Genomic DNA, 17,499 nt, shown 5'->3' on the forward strand with positions numbered 1-17,499 from the left:
TGTTGCTTTATTTTTGTCCGCCAGACGCGCCTATGGCAACGATTAGCTTCAGCGCAGCAACCTGCGCCGTTTTCTGCTACCATCCTGCAACAATTAACCTGACAACCTGGCAGCGACTATGAAATTTGTCTCTTTTAATATCAACGGCCTGCGCGCCCGTCCTCATCAGCTTGAAGCCATCGTGGAACAGCATCAGCCGGACGTTATTGGTCTGCAGGAAACCAAAGTGCACGACGATATGTTCCCGCTGGAAGACGTTGAGAAACTCGGCTATCACGTGTTTTATCATGGCCAGAAAGGTCATTACGGCGTGGCGCTGCTGACCAAAGAGAAGCCGATTTCGGTGCGAAAAGGCTTCCCGACCGACGACGAAGACGCCCAGCGGCGCATTATCATGGCGGAAATCCCGTCTGAATTTGGCAACCTGACGGTGATCAACGGCTACTTCCCGCAGGGCGAAAGCCGCGATCATGAAACCAAATTCCCGGCCAAGACTAAGTTTTACCAGGATCTGCAGGACTTCCTGCAGGGTGAACTGCGCCCGGAAAATCCGGTGCTGATCATGGGGGATATGAATATCAGCCCGACGGATCTCGACATCGGGATCGGTGAAGATAGCCGCAAGCGCTGGTTGCGCACCGGGAAATGCTCGTTCCTGCCGGAAGAGCGTGAGTGGATGGCTCGCCTGCTCGGCTGGGGCCTGGTGGATACTTACCGCCACGCTAACCCGGAAGCACAGGACAAATTCTCTTGGTTTGACTACCGTTCAAAAGGCTTCGACGATAACCGTGGCCTGCGTATAGATCTGCTATTGGCAAGCCAGGGGCTGGCGCCGCACTGCGTGGCAACCGGGATCGACTACGACATTCGCGGCATGGAAAAACCGTCCGACCACGCCCCTGTTTGGGCGCAGTTTAAGCGGTAAGGGAAATACTGAAGGTAGACACATCTTCAGACAAGGATAGCGAGATGCCGTTTTTCCCCCTGACGAGGCGCGAACAGAATGCGTAAAATCCTGTTTTTGCTGCTGGCCACGCTGGTCATCTCGCTGTTAATCCTGCTGCCGCCGGGCACCCTTAGCCTGGCGACGCTGCAGAAATATCACGCTCAGCTTAGTCTCTGGCACGCCGAACGCCCGGCGCTGGTGATGAGCGCCTTCTTCCTTGGTTATTTCCTGATTTCCGCCCTTTCCATCCCCGGCACGCGCATTATGACCCTGATGGGCGGCGCGCTGTTTGGGCTGGTCGAAGGCACCGTACTGGTTGCTACGGCGGCAGCCAGCGGCGCAACCGTGGCGATGTTGCTGAGCCGTTATTTCTTGCATGACTGGGTACAGCGGCGCTTTGCCACCACCATGGCAAAGATCAACGAGGGCATTAAGCACAATATTACACACTGCCTGTTTGCCCTTCGCCTGGTGCCGGTTCTGCCCTTTTCCATCATCAACCTGCTGATGGGGCTGACGCCGATTTCCGCCGTTCGCTTCGCGATAGTCACGCTGCTTGGCCTGCTGCCGTCTATCGTGCTGTACATCAGCACCGGCCGCCAGCTTAGCCAGGTAGAAAGCCTGCGGGACATTATTTCCCCCACCATGCTGCTGTTATTGGCGCTGATTGGCCTGCTGCCGCTCCTGTCTCACTGGCTGATAAAAAGAACCCGCTTAAAAAGTTAAACGCCCCCGGCTATCGAAGGCGTTTTGTCGTTACCCTTGTGAAAGCAGCGTCACGTCAACATTGCCGCTAATCGCACGCGAGTACGGGCAAGTGGCGTGGGCGGTCGCGAGCAAAGTTTCCCGCTGGGCCTCGCTCAGCCCAGGTAGCCTGACGTGAAGCGTCACCGCCAGCGCAAACTGGCTGTCGTTATCGACTTTTCCCAGCGAAACACTGGCGTCCACGGCGGTTTCCTCCGGAATGCGGATAGCCAATTTTTTCCCCGCCAGCCCAATCGCCCCCATAAAGCAGGCGGAATAACCGACGGCAAAAAGCTGTTCGGGATTCGTCCCCGGCTTGCCGGACCCCGGCGTGCTGAGCTGCACGTCCAGGCTGCCGTCGTCCGAACGCCCGTGCCCGCTGCGAGCGCCAACGGTAGTGGTATGGGCGGTATAAAGCACTTTCTCGAGTTTGCTGGACATCGTGATTCCTCAATCGTGGGTAAGAAGAGCCGCCATTTAACTACCGCTATGTATCTGCCATATGTTCTCCGCCAGGCCAAAATGTATAAGTCTGTATCCGCTTCATGACCTGGCTCAAGCTCGCTGTCACGCTCCCTCCGCTATACTCCCCGCTTTTACTGCAGCGGCACGGTATGACAATGGATAAACAAAAGAGAAGAGGTAGATGTGCGTAAGAGTCTCTTTGCGCTGCTGGTCATCATGGCGGGGTTGTTTTGGTATCTGCTTCCTCCGGGCACAATAAGCCTGTCGGCACTTCAGCACTCTCAGATAGCGTTTGCGCACTGGCAGGCGCAGCACCCAATATTGGCGATTGTGATTTTTTTGGGCTGCTACTTTCTCACCGCCGCCTTTTCCATTCCCGGTGCCACCCTGCTCACGCTGCTGGGCGGCGCTATCTTTGGTGTGGTGCAGGGCACCGTGCTGGTTGCCCTGGCGGCCACTGCAGGTGCGACCGTCGCCATGTTAATCAGCCGTTACCTGCTGCGGGACTGGGTGCAGCGCCGTTTCTCGCGCATGATGGAAAAAGTGAACCAGGGCATACGGCGCGACGGCGGCCATTACCTCTTTGCCCTGCGGCTCGCGCCGGCCTTCCCTTTTGTGCTGGTGAATTTATTAATGGGCCTGACGCCAATGGGCGTCGTTCGCTATGCCGCGATCAGCCTGCTCGGCATGCTGCCTGCCATCGTGGTCTACATTAACACCGGCAGGCAGCTGAGCCAGCTACAAAGCCTGGGCGATATTCTCTCCCCCGGTATGATGCTGGTGTTTGCCCTGCTAGGGCTATTGCCGCTGGCCGCGCGCTGGCTGGCCAGACGAACAGCCCCATAACACGCTGAGGACTTTCTCTTGCAACGCTTAATATCTGGCATACGGGCGCTGATGGTTGCCCTGACGATGATCGGCTTTAGCGCCGTCGCCCAACCTCAGTCCTGGCAGAATATTCGCCAGCAGGCCAACGGCCAGACGGTTTATTTCAACGCCTGGGGCGGCGATCCTGCCGTTAACGGCTATCTGGACTGGGTCAGCCGTGAGGTAAAAACGCATTACGGCGTGACGCTTAAAGTGGTGAAGCTGGCGGACGCGGCCGATGCGGTGAGGCGCATTCAAAGCGAAGCGACTGCGGGCAGAAAAACCAACGGATCGGTAGATCTGCTTTGGGTCAACGGTGAAAATTTTAGCGTGCTCAAGCAGGCAGGATTGCTCAGCGAAAACTGGGCCGAAAATCTGCCAAACTGGCGATATGTTGACGTGAAAAAACCTGTGCGGGAAGATTTCTCGGTACCGGTTGACGGGGCAGAAGCGCCCTGGGGAAGCGCCCAGCTGATGTTCATCGGCGATAAGAAACGCACGCCGACCTTCCCACAAAATGCAGAACAACTGTTGGCCTTCGCCAAAGCCCATCCCGGCAAGCTCAGCTACCCTCGCCCGCCGGATTTTACCGGCACGGCGTTCCTTGAACAGCTTTTGATTGTCTTGACCGAAAAACCGGCCGCGCTGAAAACGGCCCCGGATCCCGGCACCTTCGAGCAAGTCACCGCCCCGCTCTGGCGTTACCTTGACCAGCTTCATCCGTTCCTCTGGCAAAAAGGAAAAACGTTCCCGCCGACGCCTGCGCGCATGGATCGTATGCTGGCCGACGGCGAGCTGCTGCTGTCAGTGACCTTCAACCCGGCGCACGTCGACAATCTGATCACTCGCCGCCAGCTCCAGCCGTCGGCAGAATCCTTTGGCTTTAGCGCCGGTATGCTGGGCAACGTGCATTTCGTCGCTATTCCGGCGAACAGCAGCGCCAAAGCCGGAGCGCAGATCGTGGCCAATTTCCTGATGTCCCCGGAAGCACAAATCCGCAAAGCCGATCCGGCTGTCTGGGGGGATGCGAGCGTGCTGAACAGCAACGCACTGCCGCCACCGCACAAAGCACAGCTTGAGGATCTGGTGCCCAAAAGCCAGCATCCGGTTCCTTTCCTGGCAGAACCTCACGCCGCCTGGGTTAACGCGCTGGAGCAGGCCTGGCTTCAGCGTTACGGGTCGCGATGAGCCGCGGCTTTACGCTTGCCGGAGCACTGGCGGCGGGCCTGGTGTTTGTGCCGGTGCTGCCGGGGTTTGCGCTGATAGTGCCGCCATTATTACAAAGTGAAACCTGGCTTGCCGTCTGGCAGGACTCACAGTGGCCGGAAGCCTTAATGACCACGCTGGTTTCAACCACTCTCAGCGTGGGCGGTGCGCTGCTGTTGACGTTAATCCTTCTCTGCACCCTGTATCCCGGCGAGCGCTGGCAGCGCTATCTTCAGCGCCTGCCGCTGCTGCTGGCGCTGCCACACGTCGCCCTCGCCAGCGGCTTTTTCTTCCTGTTTTCGGCCAGCGGCTGGCTGGCGCGCCTTTTCAACCTTTTTCTGCCGCCGGATAACTACGGCTTTACCCTCGGCCTCATGCTGGCGCTAAAAGAAGCCTGGTTCTTGCTATGGTTCTCAGCCGCACAGCTACAAAGCGAACAGCTGAGCCAGCAGATAACGTTTGCCAGAACGCTCGGCTACGGCGAGCTACAATCCCGTCTCTACGTGCTTGTGCCGCAGCTCTTGCCGCGCCTGGGCTGGGCTTTAGTGGCGGTGACGGCATACAGCCTTTCGGTCGTGGATGCCGCGCTTATTCTTGGCCCCGCTAACCCGCCCACTTTTGCCGTGCTGGCCTGGCAATGGTTAACGGACAGCGATATTTCTCGGCAGGACATGGGCCTGGCGGCCTCCTGCGTGCTGCTGCTTTTGCTCGGCGGTTTTATGGTTTTCGGGCGGTTAGCGTGGGAAGCATTTAAACTGCGAATCAGGCGTTTTTCAGGCAAGCGATGTGCCCTGAATCTTACCTCAGCAGGCACTGTGGCCAGCGCTTCACTTTCTCTGTTCGGCTTTATGGCTCTCGCCATGCTTGTCATCTGGTCCTTCGCTGAAGGCTGGTTCTATCCGGCGCGCTGGCCTGAAAGTTTAACGCTTAGCGGTTGGCAGCAGGCTGAACTGGTGCCGGTCTGGACAAGTTTTGTGGCCGGGCTTATCAGCGCTTTGATCGCGCCAGTCGTGACAATATTGTGGCTAAAGGGCTGCCCGCGCCGGTACGATCGCTGGCTGTATCTGCCGCTGCTGCTGCCTGCGCTGCCGCTGGCCGCCGGGCAGTATCAACTCCTGCTCAGGCTGAACATGGAAGGAAGCTGGGCCGCGCTTATCTGGAGCCATTTGCTGTGGGTCGTGCCTTATACGCTGTTGATTCTGGCCCCAGCCTGGCAGCGGATTGACGCTCGTCTGGTGCTGACAGCGCAAACTTTCGGCTGGTCGCCGGGGAAAATTCTCTGCCTTATCCAGATCCCATTGCTTATCCGGCCTTTACTGGCGGCGCTGGCCGTCGGTTTTTCGGTCAGCATCGCGCAATATTTGCCTACGCTTTATGCCGGGGCGGGCCGGTTTGCCACCGTCACAACGGAAGCCGTGGCGCTCAGCAGCGGCGGCGATCCACAGCAGTTTGCAATCCAGGCCCTGCTGCAAATGCTGCTGCCGCTGGCCGTATTTATCGCCACAATCTCAGCCAGCCGCCTGGCCGGCCCCCACAGAAAAGGATTGCGCTAATGCTCAGCGTGCGAAATTGCTCCCTCTCTCGCAATGGCGAACCACTGCTGGCGAGTATCAGCTTTGACGTTGCGCCGGGTGAGATTGTTACGCTGATGGGCCCGTCTGGCGTGGGTAAATCGACGTTTCTGAACTGGATGATCGGCGATTTAGCCCCGGAGTTTAGCGCCCAGGGCACGCTGCGGCTTAACCAGCGCAGCCTGACTTATTTGCCCGTTGAACAGCGCCGCATCGGCATTTTGTTCCAGGATGCGCTGCTATTCCCTCACCTTAACGTTGGGCAAAATCTGTTGATGGCGATTCCCGCCTCCGTCGCTGGGCGCTCGCTGCGGCAGCGTGTTGTTTCGGAGGTCCTGGAAAGCGCCGGGCTGGCAAACTATGCCCGCAGAGATCCGGCCACGCTCTCCGGCGGGGAACGAGCGCGCGTCAGCGTCCTGCGCGCCCTGCTGGCCGAACCCGAAGCTTTGCTGCTGGATGAGCCCTTTTCCCGGCTCGACCTGCCGCTGCGCCAGGGCTTTCGGGAATTTGTCTGGCAAAAAGCCCAACTGCTCAAACTGCCGGTCGTGCTGGTTACTCACGATGAGCAGGATGCGCCGACCCACGGCCAGATTATCCGGCTTTAGCCCATCGAACATGAGGTATCGCAAAGAAGCCAGCGCCAGCGAGGACTAAACTTTCGGCTCTTTTGCTATCCTTCAGGTTATTAGATGAAACGTGTTTCTCAGCTAACCACCGCCCTGCTGCTTGCCGGGCTGCCCCAGGTCACTTTTGCCACCTCGGTACCCACTGAAATGAACCTCTCCAGCGTAAAAGCCGTAAACGGTGCCGTGATTGATACTCGGCCGAGCGCGTTTTACAACGGCTGGCCGCAAACCTTAAACGGCAACGGCGGCCATGAACCCACAGCCTTGAATCTTTCGGCCTCCTGGCTTGCGCTAATGAGCGATGAGCAGCTTTCAACGTGGGCTAAGCAGCATCAGTTGAGCAAAACCGGATTGATGGCGCTGTATGGTAGCGACGCTCAGGCCGTGAAAACTCGCTTAGAAAAGCTGGGGTTTACGCAGATTGCAATGCTGACCGACGCCCTGCAGGATCCTTCCCGCCTGCAAAAGCTGGCGCATTTTGAGCAGCTGGTGTACCCGCAATGGATCCATGATTTACAGAATAAAAAACCGGTCACCGCAGCGCCCGCCGGGGAGTGGAAAGTGATTGAAGCGGGCTGGGGCGCGCCGAAAAAATATCTGCTCAGCCATATTCCCGGCGCGGGCTACATCAACACCGAAGAGGTGGAGAGCGAGCCGCTGTGGAACAAAGTGTCCGACGACAAGCTGAAAACCATGCTGGCGAAGCACGGCATCCGGCACGATACGACCGTCATTTTGTATGGGCGTGATGTCTACGCGGCGGCGCGCGTGGCGGCGATCATGCTGTACGCCGGCGTGAAAGACGTCCGTCTCCTGGACGGAGGCTGGACGACGTGGAGCGCAGCGGATCTGCCCGTTGAACGTGGCCTGCCCAGCCAGCCAACACCAGCCCCCGACTTCGGTGCCCCGATTCCCGGCCAGCCTCAGCTGATGCTGGACATGGAACAGGCGCGCGCGCTGCTGCACCGCAAAGATGCTTCTCTGGTCAGCATTCGTTCCTGGCCGGAATTTATCGGCACCACCAGCGGGTACAGCTACATCAAGCCCAAAGGCGAGATTGCGGGCGCCCGCTGGGGCCACGCGGGCTCTGACTCCACGCATATGGAAGACTTCCATAATCCGGACGGTACCATGCGGGCAGGGGACGACATCGCCGCGATGTGGAAAAACTGGAATATCTCGCCGGATCAGCAGGTTGCTTTTTACTGCGGAACCGGATGGCGCGCTTCCGAAACGCTGATGTACGCGCGGGCAATGGGCTGGAAGAACGTTGGCTTGTATGACGGCGGCTGGTACGAATGGAGCGCTGACCCTAAAAATCCTGTCGTGAGCGGCGAGCGTAAACCGAACTGATGCCGACTTGAGGACTTCCCCCCTCACCCTAATCCTCTCCCCCACGGGGCTAGGGTGAGGGGATTAATCTGTGGAGTCATCCAGTCGTTTTAACGTCTTATACCCGCCCCAGATGCGGTTGAGCGTGGTAAGCCAGCAAAGCCCGCCGAAGATCCACGCCAGCCAGGCAAAACCGTCCGGGAACAGGCAGCCAAGCACAAACAGCAGGAGAGTTTCGGTACCTTCCGTCAGTCCCCCCAGATAATAAAACGATTTATGGGCGTAGCCTGGATTCGCGATATCGTGCTTCTGCGCCAGGACAGCAAACGCCAGGAAGCTGCTGCCGGTGCCGATGAAAGAGAACAGCAGCCACGCGCCTGCGAGAGCATTTTGCGCCGGGTCCGCGAGAATAAAGCCAAACGGCACAAGGGCATAAAAAAGAAAATCCAGCGTAATATCGAGGAAGCCACCGGCATCGGTTAGCCCTCTGCGTCTCGCCAGCGCGCCGTCCAGGCCATCAAAAAGCCGGTTAAAGATAATGGCAACCAGCGCCGGGACATACCATTGCAGTGCCAGAAAAGGCAAAGTGAGCACGCCAATCACGAATCCTGCCAGCGTCAACCTGTCCGGCGTGATAGCGGGCTTATCAAGCACGGCCGCCAGGCGATTAAGCACGGGTTTGATACGCGGGTGAAGGTAGCTGTCGAACATCTAGCGTTTTCCCTTCGTCGGGCATAACCCCTGGGAGGGAATATCCAGTGCGGCGTTAAAGCGAGCCGAAAGGTTCTGGAAGGCAATCAGCGCGGTGAGTTCGGTCCCCGCCTGGTCGTTGAAATGCTGCTTGAGCCTGTTTTTTAACTCGTCGGTCACCTGTGGCGGCGTGGCGGTCATCGCTTCGGCGTAGGCCAATGCGACCCACTCTTTCTCACTAAATATCGACTCATTTTGCCAGTTGGCCACCGCCAGCACCTTATCCATCGACTGACTACGCTCTGCAAGACGCAGGCTGTTAGCGTCGATACAAAATTCACAGCTGCACAGCTGCGATATCCGGGTCATCACCAGCGAACGAATCACCGGGTCGATTTTTGCCCGGCGTCTTTCCAGAAAGCCGACAAACAGCGCCACCAGCCAGAATAAATACGGCAGTCGCCCCCACCAGCGGGTCGGGTTCAGCACCGCGCCAAAATGTTTCTCCTGCATCGCCACAATCGGGCGCAGGCTTTTGGGCAGCGTTTTAAGGGGGGCAATCCAGGGCTCGCTTTTCGTTTCCATCATTCAGTTACTCTTTTGCTGGCATCTCAGGACGAGTATTATGCCACGCCAGCCCCACGGAAAATGGACACCCATGCTAAAAAACCTTGATGTTGTCGCGGCTATTATCGAGCACGAAGGCAAAATTCTGCTCGCCCGTCGCCCTGAAAATGGCGATCAGCCCGGCCTGTGGGAATTTCCAGGTGGGAAAGTTGAAAGGGGAGAAACGCAGCCCGAAGCGCTGGCGCGGGAACTCCTGGAAGAGCTGGGAATTACGGCACAAATTAGCGGCTACGTGGCCAGCCATCAGCGCGAAGTGAGCGGGAGAATGATTCATCTGCACGCCTGGCATGTTGAGGCCTTTAGCGGCGAACCCATCGCCCACTGCCACAGCGAGCTGGTCTGGTGTGAACCGCCGGAGGCGCTTGGCTATGCCCTCGCCCCGGCGGATGTCCCACTGTTGAAGGCGTTTATGGCTTCACGCGGCGCCAGACCAGCGGATTAGTCCCTAAGACTTTGTCATCACGCTGGCATTGCAGCAAAATGCCTTCCGTCTTCACCACCGCCCCCTCAGAATAGTTTTTATTTTCATAAATACAGCACTGATTGCAGGGCGGCGTCTGCGGCTGATTGCTGTTGGTGAACACTTCCGGCGGGATCACCACGTCAACGTCAGGCTGACGGGACTGCACCGCCATCGCTGGCAGACTCATCATTAGCCCCACGACGGCGGCGAGCAGGCTTTTTACTGGCATCATCACTTCCCTCTTTTTTGACCCAACGTTTTGCTTTTTTTCCGTCATCCTGGGCTTTGATACCCTTAAATGCGTGCCGCACCGGCGTGGTTCGCGCCTGATGAATCAGCTCATAAAGCGTATGCACCAGCGGCTGCATAAAGTCCTGATAGCGGCACTGCTTTTCGCTGATTTGCGTCAGCGTTGATTCCCAGTGCGCGGTCATGTCTGGCCTGGCGGCCAGCTCCGGCAGCGAGTGGATCAGCGCCCGCCCGGCCTCCGTAGAATGAATATAGCGCCCTTTCTTGACCAGAAAAGCGCGTTTGAATAACAGTTCGATGATCCCGGCTCGCGTCGCCTCGGTGCCTAATCCGTCCGTGGCGCGCAGGATCTTTTTCAGATCTTTGTCCTGCACAAAGCGCGCAATCCCGGTCATCGCTGACAATAATGTCGCATCGGTAAAGTGGCGCGGCGGCTGAGTTTGCCGTTCAACCACTTCGCCATGCTCGCACAGCAGTTCGTCCCCTTTCGCCACCACCGGCAGCGGCGTGCCGTCGTTCTCTTCATCGCGCTCTTTATTGCCCAGCAGCGCCCGCCAGCCCGCTTCGGCAAGGAAACGCGCTTTAGCGATAAATTTGCCTCCGGCGATATCCAGATCGATGGTGCATTTACGGAATACGGCGTCGGCACAGAACTGCATTAAGTATTGACGGGCGATCAGGCCATAAACTTTAGCCTCATTTTCACTTAATGAGATTGCAGAGCTGCGGGCCGTGGGAATAATCGCGTGGTGGGCATCCACTTTTTTATCGTCCCAGCAGCGGTTACGCAGATCGGCATCCACCGCGGGCTGCGGCAGTAAATCCGGCTGATGCACGCTGATGGCGTTCATCACCGCATGCCGCCCGGCGAAGTGCTCTTCGGGCAGATAGCGGCAATCGGAACGCGGATAGGTGATCAATTTGTGGGTTTCGTACAGCTTCTGGCAAATATCCAGCACGTTCTGGGCGCTCAGCCCAAAGCGTTTCGCCGCCTCGATTTGCAGGCTGGAGAGCGAAAACGGCAGCGGCGCGATTTCCGATTCCCGTTTATCGTTATAGGCGGTGACCAGCGCCGGGTGGCCGTTGATACGCGCGACGACGTGCTCCGCCAGCTTGCGGTTCAGCAGGCGGCCTTCTTCGTCCTGATGGGGTTCGCAGGACTCGCTCGGCTGCCACACCGCCACAAAACGCTCGTCCGCTGGCGTCACGATGTGGGCTTTTACTTCGTAATAATCTTTGGCGACAAAGTTTTCAATCTCTTCATCGCGACGCACGACCAGGCCCAGGACTGGCGTCTGGACGCGGCCCACAGACAGTACGCCCTGGTAGCCCGCATTGCGCCCGAGAATGGTGTAGGCGCGGGTCATGTTAATCCCGTACAGCCAGTCGGCACGGGCGCGGGCCAGCGCCGAAACGCAAAGCGGAATAAATTCGCTGTTGGCGCGCAGGCGGGAAATCGCCCGCTCCACGGCCTGCGGGTTAAGGTCGTTGATCAGGCAGCGCTGCACCTGCTGGCGCTTTTCCGGGGCAAGCTGGAGATAGTCCAGCACTTCATCCACCAGCAACTGCCCTTCGCGATCGGGGTCACCCGCGTGAACTACTTCGGTTGCCTGAGCCAGCAGCTTTTTAATCGCGTTGAGCTGTTTAGTCACGGAGGGGCGAGGCTGGAGCTGCCACTTTTCCGGCACAATGGGCAAGTCAGCGAGGTTCCAGCGGGCATATCGCCCGTCGTAGGCGTCCGGCTGCGCCTGCTCCAGCAGGTGGCCAATGCACCAGGTCACCACCTGGCCATTGCCGCATTCAATAAACCCATCGCCGCGACGATGGGGCTTGGGCAGCACGTCGGCAATGGCTCGCGCAAGGCTTGGTTTTTCCGCAATAAACAGCCGCATGAATTAACGGATCTCGATCATTGGGCGGCCAGCGCGGGCCTCTTTCAATTCACCGATGGCGCTGAGCTTAATGCCGTTCCGCTCGGCAGCCGCAAAGACTTCGGCTTCGGCATCCGCACGAACCGCCAGCAGCAGGCCGCCGGAAGTTTGCGGGTCGCACAGCAGATTGCGCCAGGCCTCCGGCATCTCGCCGACAAGCTGGCCGTAGCTGGCAAAGTTGCGGGAGGTGCCGCCAGGCACGCAGCCCTGCTCGATGTAGCTTTCCACACCCGGTAATTTTGGCACGCATTCAAACCAGACATCAGCTTGAACGCCCGCGCCTTCGCACATTTCGCTCAGGTGGCCCAGCAGGCCAAAACCGGTGACGTCGGTCATCGCGGTCACGCCCGCAATATCGGCAAACTCCGCGCCGACTTTGTTCAGCTGGCACATCGTCTCTGCCGCCAGGCCTTTATGCTCTGGCAGCAGCAGGGATTTTTTCTCGGCGGTGGTCAACACGCCAATGCCCAGCGGTTTGGTCAGGTACAGCTTGCAGCCTGCTTCAGCAGAGCTGTTTTTCTTCACTCGCTCGGTGGGCACAACGCCGGTCACTGCGAGGCCAAAAATCGGTTCAGGCGCGTCAATCGAGTGGCCGCCGGCCAGAGAAATCCCCGCCTGCTGGCAGACAAAACGCCCGCCTTCGATAACCTCACGAGCAATTTCGGGCGCCAGCGTATTAATCGGCCAGCCGAGAATAGCGATCGCCATAATCGGTTTCCCGCCCATGGCGTAGATGTCGCTGATGGCGTTGGTCGCCGCGATACGGCCAAAGTCGAAGGGATCGTCCACGATCGGCATGAAGAAGTCGGTGGTACTGATGATACCGGTGCCGTTGCCCAGGTCGTAAACCGCCGCATCGTCGCGGGTTTCGTTCCCCACCAGCAGATTAGGATCGACAAACTTCGCCTGCTCGCTGTGCAGGATGGTTTCCAGCACCTTCGGGGAAATTTTGCAGCCGCATCCTGCGCCGTGGCTGTACTGGGTCAAACGAACGGTTTGCTTCATGGACTTTTCCTTTCTTTGCCAAATTCTGTACCCAATATGGTAGCGCTCAAACGCCCTGGTGGTAAGTCTGGCAGTCCTAATTCGCGTGCCGTTGCTCACTAAGCAGGCAAAGCGGAAGTTTTTTGAAGCCAGGCCGCATTTTGCCGATGCGCTCTTTTACTCAAATATGACAGTAATGTTACAACCATCGAGGCAACTATCTGGACAACCCACGCATGTAAGGAATAACAATGAAAAAACGCGTATTAGCCTTCTGTATTGCCGGCCTGTTCTCCTCTGCGGCCTTTGCCCTTGCCCCTCCGGGAAATGACGCCACCACCAAGCCCGATCTCTATTACCTGACCAACGCCCAGGCCATTGACAGCCTGGCGCTGCTGCCGCCGCCGCCTGAAATCGGCAGCATTGCGTTTCTGAACGATCAGGCGATGTATGAGAAGGGCCGCCTGCTGCGCGCCACCGAACGCGGCAAGCTGGCCGAAGAAGATGCCAACCTGAGCGGTGGCGGCGTGGCTAACGCTTTCTCCGGCGCGTTTGGCTCGCCAATTACCGAAAAAGATGCGCCGGAACTGCACAAGCTGCTGACCAACATGATTGAGGACGCCGGTGACCTCGCCACGCGCGGTGCAAAAGAAAAGTACATGCGCATCCGCCCGTTTGCCTTCTACGGTGTGCCAACCTGTAACACCAAAGAGCAGGATAAGCTGTCGAAAAATGGCTCTTATCCGTCCGGGCATACCTCAATTGGCTGGGCTACCGCGCTGGTGCTGGCGGAAATCAACCCGCAGCGCCAGAACGAGATCCTGAAACGCGGGTTTGATCTGGGGCAAAGCCGGGTGATTTGCGGTTACCACTGGCAGAGCGATATTGATGCCGCTCGCGTCGTGGGATCTGCCGTAGTGGCCACGCTGCATACCAACGCCGCCTTCCAGCAGCAACTGCAGAAAGCGAAAGACGAGTTTGCGAAACAGCAGAAGAAATAAGAAATGGAACCTGCCGGGTCAGCGCCCGGCAGGATAATGTCCAATCAGAAGCGAGAAACGAACGCAGAAGTATCCGGGGTGCTGATGGTCGTCGACGCTTTCAACTGCGGCGTGCCGAGGTAGAGGAAGCCCACCACTTTGTCCTGCTCGCGGCCACCCAGTCCTTCGCGCACCAAATCATTTTCAGTCCACGCGCCGCTGCGCCAGATACCGTTAAAGCCCTGGGCCACCGCCGCCATTTGCATCGCCATCACCGCACAGCCTGCGGAAACCACCTGCTCCCACACCGGCACTTTATGGTTAGTCTCGCAATGCGCGACCACAGCAATGATTTGCGGGGCGCGGAACGGCGATGTACGCGCCTTTTCAACGCTTTTTTCATCCATGCCGGCCACAAGGGCTGCTTTCTCTAAAAGCTGAGCAAAGCGCTCGCGCCCTTCCCCTTCAATAACAATAAAGCGCCACGGCTGGAGCGTACCGTGGTCCGGCGCGCGCATCCCGGCACGCAGAATATTTTCCAGCACTTCACCCGCCGGAGCCGGCTCGGCCAGACGGGAGGCGCTACGGCGGTTAATCAAAAGTTCAAGTGCATCCATTTAAAAGCCCCTTACTGACAGGAAATGACTGGCAAAGCGCGGAGGTTGCCCCAGTCCGTTAAATGATTTTCATTCACAAAATTAACACAGCCGTAGTTTTTGTTACAGCGCCGCCCCGATTTCCTGCTGACATTTCCTCGCCCTCTCTTTAGGATAGCCTTTACTTTCGCCGCTTTAGCCAGCTTCATTGCGGCGTGCGGGTAATACCCCTGTTGAAGGTTATGGAGAAAACATGCGCACCATTGGGCGATTTATTAGCGGCTTTTTTAAGTGGACCTGGCGTCTGCTTAATTTTATTCGGGAATTTATTCTCAACTTGTTCCTTATCCTGCTGATCCTGGTCGGAGTCGGCATCTGGATGCAGGTAAAAAGCACGCCTGCAGAACCTGCGCGCGGGGCGCTGCTGCTGGATATCACCGGCGTGGTGGTAGACAAACCGTCGGTCAGCAATAAGCTGGGCGTGATTGGCCGCCAGCTGGTGGGCGCCAGCTCTGACCGTCTGCAAGAGAATTCCCTGTTCGACATCGTCGACGCCATTCGTCAGGCGAAAGACGACCGCAATATCACCGGCATCGTGCTGGATCTGAAAGATTTCGCCGGGGCCGACCAGCCGTCAATGCAGTACATCGGTAAAGCGCTGCGCGAGTTCCGCGACGGCGGCAAGCCGGTTTATGCCATGGGCGACAGCTATAACCAGAGTCAGTACTACCTGGCAAGCTTTGCCAATAAAATCTGGCTCTCACCGCAGGGCATGGTTGACCTGCACGGGTTTGCCACCAACGCGCTGTATTACAAAACCCTGCTGGATAAGCTGAAGGTCTCAACGCACGTCTTCCGCGTCGGCACTTACAAATCAGCGGTTGAGCCGTATATCCGCGACGATATGTCCCCTGCCGCGCGCGACGCGGACAGCCGCTGGATTGGCGAGCTGTGGCAAAACTACCTGAACACCATCGCGGCCAACCGCCAGATCACCGCTCAGCAGGCTTTCCCTGGCGCTCAGGCGCTGCTGGATAACCTGCAAAAACTGGGTGGCGACACCGCAAAATATGCCCTGGACAATAAACTCGTGGACGAGCTGGCGAGCAGTGCTGCTGTAGACAAAGCACTGGTGAAGCAGTTCGGCTGGAGCAAAGCCAACAAAGACTTTAGCTACACCAGTATTTACGACTACACCGTGAAAAAACCGTCTGAGCAAGGCGATGCCATCGCGGTGATCTTCGCCAACGGCGCGATTATGGACGGGGAAGAAACCCCGGGCCAGGTCGGCGGCGATACTACGGCCATGCAGATCCGTGAAGCGCGTCTGGATCCGAAGGTGAAAGCCATCGTCTTCCGCGTGAACAGCCCTGGCGGCAGCGTCACTGCGTCCGAAACCATCCGTGAAGAGCTTGTGGCTGCGCGTGAAGCCGGGAAGCCAATTGTGGTTTCCATGGGCGGCATGGCGGCATCCGGCGGGTACTGGATCTCCACCCCGGCGAACTACATCATCGCCAACTCAAGCACGCTGACCGGCTCGATTGGTATTTTCGGTGTCATCAACACCGTAGAAAACACCCTCGATGCGATTGGTGTGCATACCGACGGCGTATCAACGTCGCCGCTGGCCGACGTGGCCGTGACCAAGAAACTGCCGCCTGAAGTACAGCAGATGATGCAGCTCAGCATCGATAACGGCTACAAGCGCTTTATTGGCCTGGTGGCGACGTCCCGTAAGAAAACGCCGGAGCAAATCGATCAGATTGCTCAGGGCCACGTCTGGACCGGGGAAGATGCCAAAGCCAACGGCCTGGTGGACAGCCTGGGTGACTTTGACGACGCCGTGGCCAAAGCCGCCGAGCTGGCGAAGCTGAAAAGCTGGCACCTGGCGTTCTGGCAGGATGACGCGACCTTCACCGACATGGTCTTTAACGCCATGACCGGCTCGGTACGCGCCGCGCTGCCGCAGGCCATTCAGGCTTACCTGCCAGCGCCACTGGCGGATGCCGCGCTGGCGGTCAAGGCCCAGAATGACAAATTCGGCACCATGAACGATCCGCAAAACCGTTACGCCTTCTGCCTCACCTGCGGCGATGTGCGTTAATTTACTCAAATGAATCAAAGCCCGGTTAAACCGGGCTTTTTTTTTCCGTCATCCTCTCTATACTCTGCCGCAAATATCGAAAGCCTCGAGCAAAACTATGCCAAAGAAATCTATCTACGTTGCCTACACCGGCGGTACTATCGGGATGCAGCGTTCTGAACACGGCTACATTCCTGTTTCCGGCCATCTTCAGCGCCAGCTGGCGATGATGCCTGAATTCCACCGCCCGGAAATGCCGGACTTCACGATCCACGAATACGATCCGCTGATGGACTCTTCGGACATGACGCCTGAAGACTGGCAGCACATCGCCGACGACATCAAAGCCCACTACGACGAGTATGACGGCTTCGTGATCCTCCACGGCACGGACACAATGGCGTTTACCGCCTCGGCGCTCTCGTTCATGCTGGAGAACCTCAGCAAGCCGGTGATCGTCACGGGTTCACAGATCCCGCTGGCGGAGCTGCGTTCTGACGGGCAAATCAACCTGCTTAATTCGCTGTACGTGGCAGCCAACTACCCGATCAACGAAGTGACGCTGTTCTTCAACAATCGTCTCTATCGCGGGAACCGCACCACCAAAGCCCATGCCGACGGCTTTGATGCCTTTGCTTCACCTAACCTTGCGCCGCTGCTGGAAGCCGGGATCCACATCCGCAAGCTGAATACGCCGCCTGCCCCGCACGGCGAAGGCGAACTGATTGTTCACCCGATCACGCCGCAGCCGATTGGCGTAGTCACCATCTATCCAGGCATTTCTGCCGACGTCGTGGGCAACTTCCTGCGTCAGCCGGTCAAGGCGCTGATCCTGCGTTCTTACGGCGTGGGTAATGCCCCGCAGCAGGGCGCGTTCATTAAAGAGTTGCAGGAAGCTAGCGCGCGCGGCATCGTGGTGGTTAACCTCACGCAGTGTATGTCCGGCAAAGTGAACATGGGCGGCTATGCTACCGGCAACGCGCTGGCGCAGGCGGGCGTTATCAGCGGCTTTGATATGACGGTGGAAGCGACGTTAACCAAGCTTCACTATCTGCTGAGCCAGGGTCTGGATGCCCAGGCGATCCGTGATGCCATGTCGTGCAACCTGCGTGGTGAACTCACCCCCGACGAATAAGGAA

General features: G+C 58.0%; 18 protein-coding genes. 11 read left to right on the forward strand and 7 right to left on the reverse strand.

Annotated elements, in window-relative coordinates:
* Positions 1 to 118 precede the first annotated feature (118 nt).
* Both xthA and WFK85_RS00590 read left to right on the forward strand, forming a co-directional pair.
* Positions 119 to 925 (forward strand): exodeoxyribonuclease III, encoded by an 807-nt coding sequence (xthA, locus tag WFK85_RS00585; RefSeq protein ID WP_008456628.1) that lies wholly within the window; start codon positions 119 to 121, stop codon positions 923 to 925.
* Positions 926 to 1,003: 78 nt separating this feature from the next.
* Positions 1,004 to 1,672 (forward strand): VTT domain-containing protein, encoded by a 669-nt coding sequence (locus tag WFK85_RS00590; RefSeq protein ID WP_166994000.1) that lies wholly within the window; start codon positions 1,004 to 1,006, stop codon positions 1,670 to 1,672.
* Between the two features lie 30 nt (positions 1,673 to 1,702).
* Here the strand turns inward: WFK85_RS00590 and WFK85_RS00595 are convergent, their stop codons facing one another.
* The gene (locus WFK85_RS00595; protein ID WP_008456632.1) at positions 1,703 to 2,131 is read right to left on the reverse strand and encodes an organic hydroperoxide resistance protein; all 429 of its coding nucleotides are present in this window, start codon (positions 2,129 to 2,131) and stop codon (positions 1,703 to 1,705) included.
* A 207-nt stretch (positions 2,132 to 2,338) separates the two neighbouring features.
* Here WFK85_RS00595 and WFK85_RS00600 point away from each other — a divergent pair, with 207 nt between their 5' ends.
* The 5 genes from WFK85_RS00600 (at position 2,339) to WFK85_RS00620 (ending at position 7,778) form a co-directional block, all read left to right on the forward strand.
* Positions 2,339 to 3,001, forward strand: coding sequence for a TVP38/TMEM64 family protein (locus WFK85_RS00600; RefSeq protein ID WP_336708033.1), 663 nt, complete (start codon positions 2,339 to 2,341; stop codon positions 2,999 to 3,001).
* A gap of 51 nt (positions 3,002 to 3,052) precedes the next feature.
* A complete protein-coding gene (locus tag WFK85_RS00605; protein WP_336708114.1) occupies positions 3,053 to 4,210 on the forward strand; it encodes an ABC transporter substrate-binding protein in 1,158 nt (385 codons plus the stop codon).
* Positions 4,207 to 5,781 carry an ABC transporter permease gene (locus tag WFK85_RS00610; protein WP_336708031.1) on the forward strand — a complete coding sequence of 525 codons (1,575 nt, stop codon included), beginning with the start codon at positions 4,207 to 4,209 and terminating at the stop codon, positions 5,779 to 5,781. The genes WFK85_RS00605 and WFK85_RS00610 overlap by 4 nt, the downstream gene beginning before the upstream one ends.
* A complete protein-coding gene (locus WFK85_RS00615) occupies positions 5,781 to 6,404 on the forward strand; it encodes an ATP-binding cassette domain-containing protein (RefSeq protein ID WP_166993994.1) in 624 nt (207 codons plus the stop codon). The genes WFK85_RS00610 and WFK85_RS00615 overlap by 1 nt, the downstream gene beginning before the upstream one ends.
* Before the next feature lie 84 nt (positions 6,405 to 6,488).
* Positions 6,489 to 7,778 carry a rhodanese-like domain-containing protein gene (locus tag WFK85_RS00620; RefSeq protein ID WP_166993992.1) on the forward strand — a complete coding sequence of 430 codons (1,290 nt, stop codon included), beginning with the start codon at positions 6,489 to 6,491 and terminating at the stop codon, positions 7,776 to 7,778.
* 63 nt (positions 7,779 to 7,841) lie between these two features.
* On the opposite strand, the gene WFK85_RS00625 is transcribed toward WFK85_RS00620, so the two are convergent.
* Together WFK85_RS00625 and WFK85_RS00630 are read right to left on the reverse strand one after the other, a co-directional pair.
* Positions 7,842 to 8,468, reverse strand: coding sequence for a CDP-alcohol phosphatidyltransferase family protein (locus tag WFK85_RS00625; RefSeq protein WP_336708029.1), 627 nt, complete (start codon positions 8,466 to 8,468; stop codon positions 7,842 to 7,844).
* Complete coding sequence (locus WFK85_RS00630; RefSeq protein ID WP_336708027.1) at positions 8,469 to 9,035, reverse strand: carboxymuconolactone decarboxylase family protein; 567 nt, start codon at positions 9,033 to 9,035, stop codon at positions 8,469 to 8,471.
* A gap of 70 nt (positions 9,036 to 9,105) precedes the next feature.
* Here WFK85_RS00630 and WFK85_RS00635 point away from each other — a divergent pair, with 70 nt between their 5' ends.
* On the forward strand, positions 9,106 to 9,516 hold the full coding sequence (locus WFK85_RS00635; protein ID WP_336708025.1) for a pyrimidine (deoxy)nucleoside triphosphate diphosphatase: 411 nt from the start codon (positions 9,106 to 9,108) through the stop codon (positions 9,514 to 9,516).
* On the opposite strand, the gene WFK85_RS00640 is transcribed toward WFK85_RS00635, so the two are convergent.
* From WFK85_RS00640 to selD, 3 genes are read right to left on the reverse strand one after another with little or no spacing between them, the layout of a single operon-like run.
* The gene (locus WFK85_RS00640; RefSeq protein WP_286180254.1) at positions 9,482 to 9,727 is read right to left on the reverse strand and encodes a YnjH family protein; all 246 of its coding nucleotides are present in this window, start codon (positions 9,725 to 9,727) and stop codon (positions 9,482 to 9,484) included. The two genes, WFK85_RS00635 and WFK85_RS00640, sit on opposite strands and share 35 nt — an antisense overlap.
* On the reverse strand, positions 9,684 to 11,678 hold the full coding sequence (locus WFK85_RS00645) for a DNA topoisomerase III (RefSeq protein WP_336708022.1): 1,995 nt from the start codon (positions 11,676 to 11,678) through the stop codon (positions 9,684 to 9,686). The genes WFK85_RS00640 and WFK85_RS00645 overlap by 44 nt, the downstream gene beginning before the upstream one ends.
* 3 nt (positions 11,679 to 11,681) lie before the next feature.
* Positions 11,682 to 12,722, reverse strand: a complete 1,041-nt coding sequence (selD, locus tag WFK85_RS00650; RefSeq protein ID WP_008456654.1) for a selenide, water dikinase SelD — start codon at positions 12,720 to 12,722, stop codon at positions 11,682 to 11,684.
* 230 nt (positions 12,723 to 12,952) lie between these two features.
* On the opposite strand from selD, the gene phoC reads away from it, so the two are divergent.
* Positions 12,953 to 13,702: an acid phosphatase PhoC gene (gene phoC / locus WFK85_RS00655; protein ID WP_008456655.1), complete on the forward strand. Its 750-nt coding sequence runs from the start codon at positions 12,953 to 12,955 to the stop codon at positions 13,700 to 13,702.
* A gap of 44 nt (positions 13,703 to 13,746) precedes the next feature.
* Here the strand turns inward: phoC and WFK85_RS00660 are convergent, their stop codons facing one another.
* On the reverse strand, positions 13,747 to 14,298 hold the full coding sequence (locus tag WFK85_RS00660; protein WP_336708019.1) for an NAD(P)H nitroreductase: 552 nt from the start codon (positions 14,296 to 14,298) through the stop codon (positions 13,747 to 13,749).
* A 232-nt stretch (positions 14,299 to 14,530) separates the two neighbouring features.
* Between WFK85_RS00660 and sppA the strand changes: the two genes are divergently transcribed.
* Entirely contained in the window at positions 14,531 to 16,381 is a 1,851-nt protein-coding gene (gene sppA, locus WFK85_RS00665) for a signal peptide peptidase SppA (protein ID WP_166993982.1), read from the forward strand.
* 97 nt (positions 16,382 to 16,478) lie between these two features.
* Positions 16,479 to 17,495, forward strand: coding sequence for an asparaginase (gene ansA, locus WFK85_RS00670; RefSeq protein ID WP_008456661.1), 1,017 nt, complete (start codon positions 16,479 to 16,481; stop codon positions 17,493 to 17,495).
* The last annotated feature ends 4 nt before the right edge of the window (positions 17,496 to 17,499 follow it).

Source organism: Cedecea sp. VD22 (genome assembly GCF_037150195.1).
GTDB lineage: Bacteria > Pseudomonadota > Gammaproteobacteria > Enterobacterales > Enterobacteriaceae > Cedecea.

Bases quoted from the DNA above. Each gene is read 5' to 3' on its own strand.
- WFK85_RS00625 (WP_336708029.1), bottom strand. From the start codon at position 8,468: ATGTTCGACAGCTACCTTCACCCGCGTATCAAACCCGTGCTTAATCGC.
- sppA (WP_166993982.1), top strand. From the start codon at position 14,531: ATGCGCACCATTGGGCGATTTATTAGCGGCTTTTTTAAGTGGACCTGG.
- WFK85_RS00610 (WP_336708031.1), top strand. From the start codon at position 4,207: ATGAGCCGCGGCTTTACGCTTGCCGGAGCACTGGCGGCGGGCCTGGTG.
- WFK85_RS00615 (WP_166993994.1), top strand. From the start codon at position 5,781: ATGCTCAGCGTGCGAAATTGCTCCCTCTCTCGCAATGGCGAACCACTG.
- WFK85_RS00605 (WP_336708114.1), top strand. From the start codon at position 3,053: ATGGTTGCCCTGACGATGATCGGCTTTAGCGCCGTCGCCCAACCTCAG.
- WFK85_RS00635 (WP_336708025.1), top strand. From the start codon at position 9,106: ATGCTAAAAAACCTTGATGTTGTCGCGGCTATTATCGAGCACGAAGGC.
- WFK85_RS00645 (WP_336708022.1), bottom strand. From the start codon at position 11,678: ATGCGGCTGTTTATTGCGGAAAAACCAAGCCTTGCGCGAGCCATTGCC.
- xthA (WP_008456628.1), top strand. From the start codon at position 119: ATGAAATTTGTCTCTTTTAATATCAACGGCCTGCGCGCCCGTCCTCAT.
- ansA (WP_008456661.1), top strand. From the start codon at position 16,479: ATGCCAAAGAAATCTATCTACGTTGCCTACACCGGCGGTACTATCGGG.
- WFK85_RS00640 (WP_286180254.1), bottom strand. From the start codon at position 9,727: ATGATGAGTCTGCCAGCGATGGCGGTGCAGTCCCGTCAGCCTGACGTT.
- selD (WP_008456654.1), bottom strand. From the start codon at position 12,722: ATGAAGCAAACCGTTCGTTTGACCCAGTACAGCCACGGCGCAGGATGC.
- phoC (WP_008456655.1), top strand. From the start codon at position 12,953: ATGAAAAAACGCGTATTAGCCTTCTGTATTGCCGGCCTGTTCTCCTCT.
- WFK85_RS00590 (WP_166994000.1), top strand. From the start codon at position 1,004: ATGCGTAAAATCCTGTTTTTGCTGCTGGCCACGCTGGTCATCTCGCTG.
- WFK85_RS00620 (WP_166993992.1), top strand. From the start codon at position 6,489: ATGAAACGTGTTTCTCAGCTAACCACCGCCCTGCTGCTTGCCGGGCTG.
- WFK85_RS00630 (WP_336708027.1), bottom strand. From the start codon at position 9,035: ATGATGGAAACGAAAAGCGAGCCCTGGATTGCCCCCCTTAAAACGCTG.
- WFK85_RS00660 (WP_336708019.1), bottom strand. From the start codon at position 14,298: ATGGATGCACTTGAACTTTTGATTAACCGCCGTAGCGCCTCCCGTCTG.
- WFK85_RS00595 (WP_008456632.1), bottom strand. From the start codon at position 2,131: ATGTCCAGCAAACTCGAGAAAGTGCTTTATACCGCCCATACCACTACC.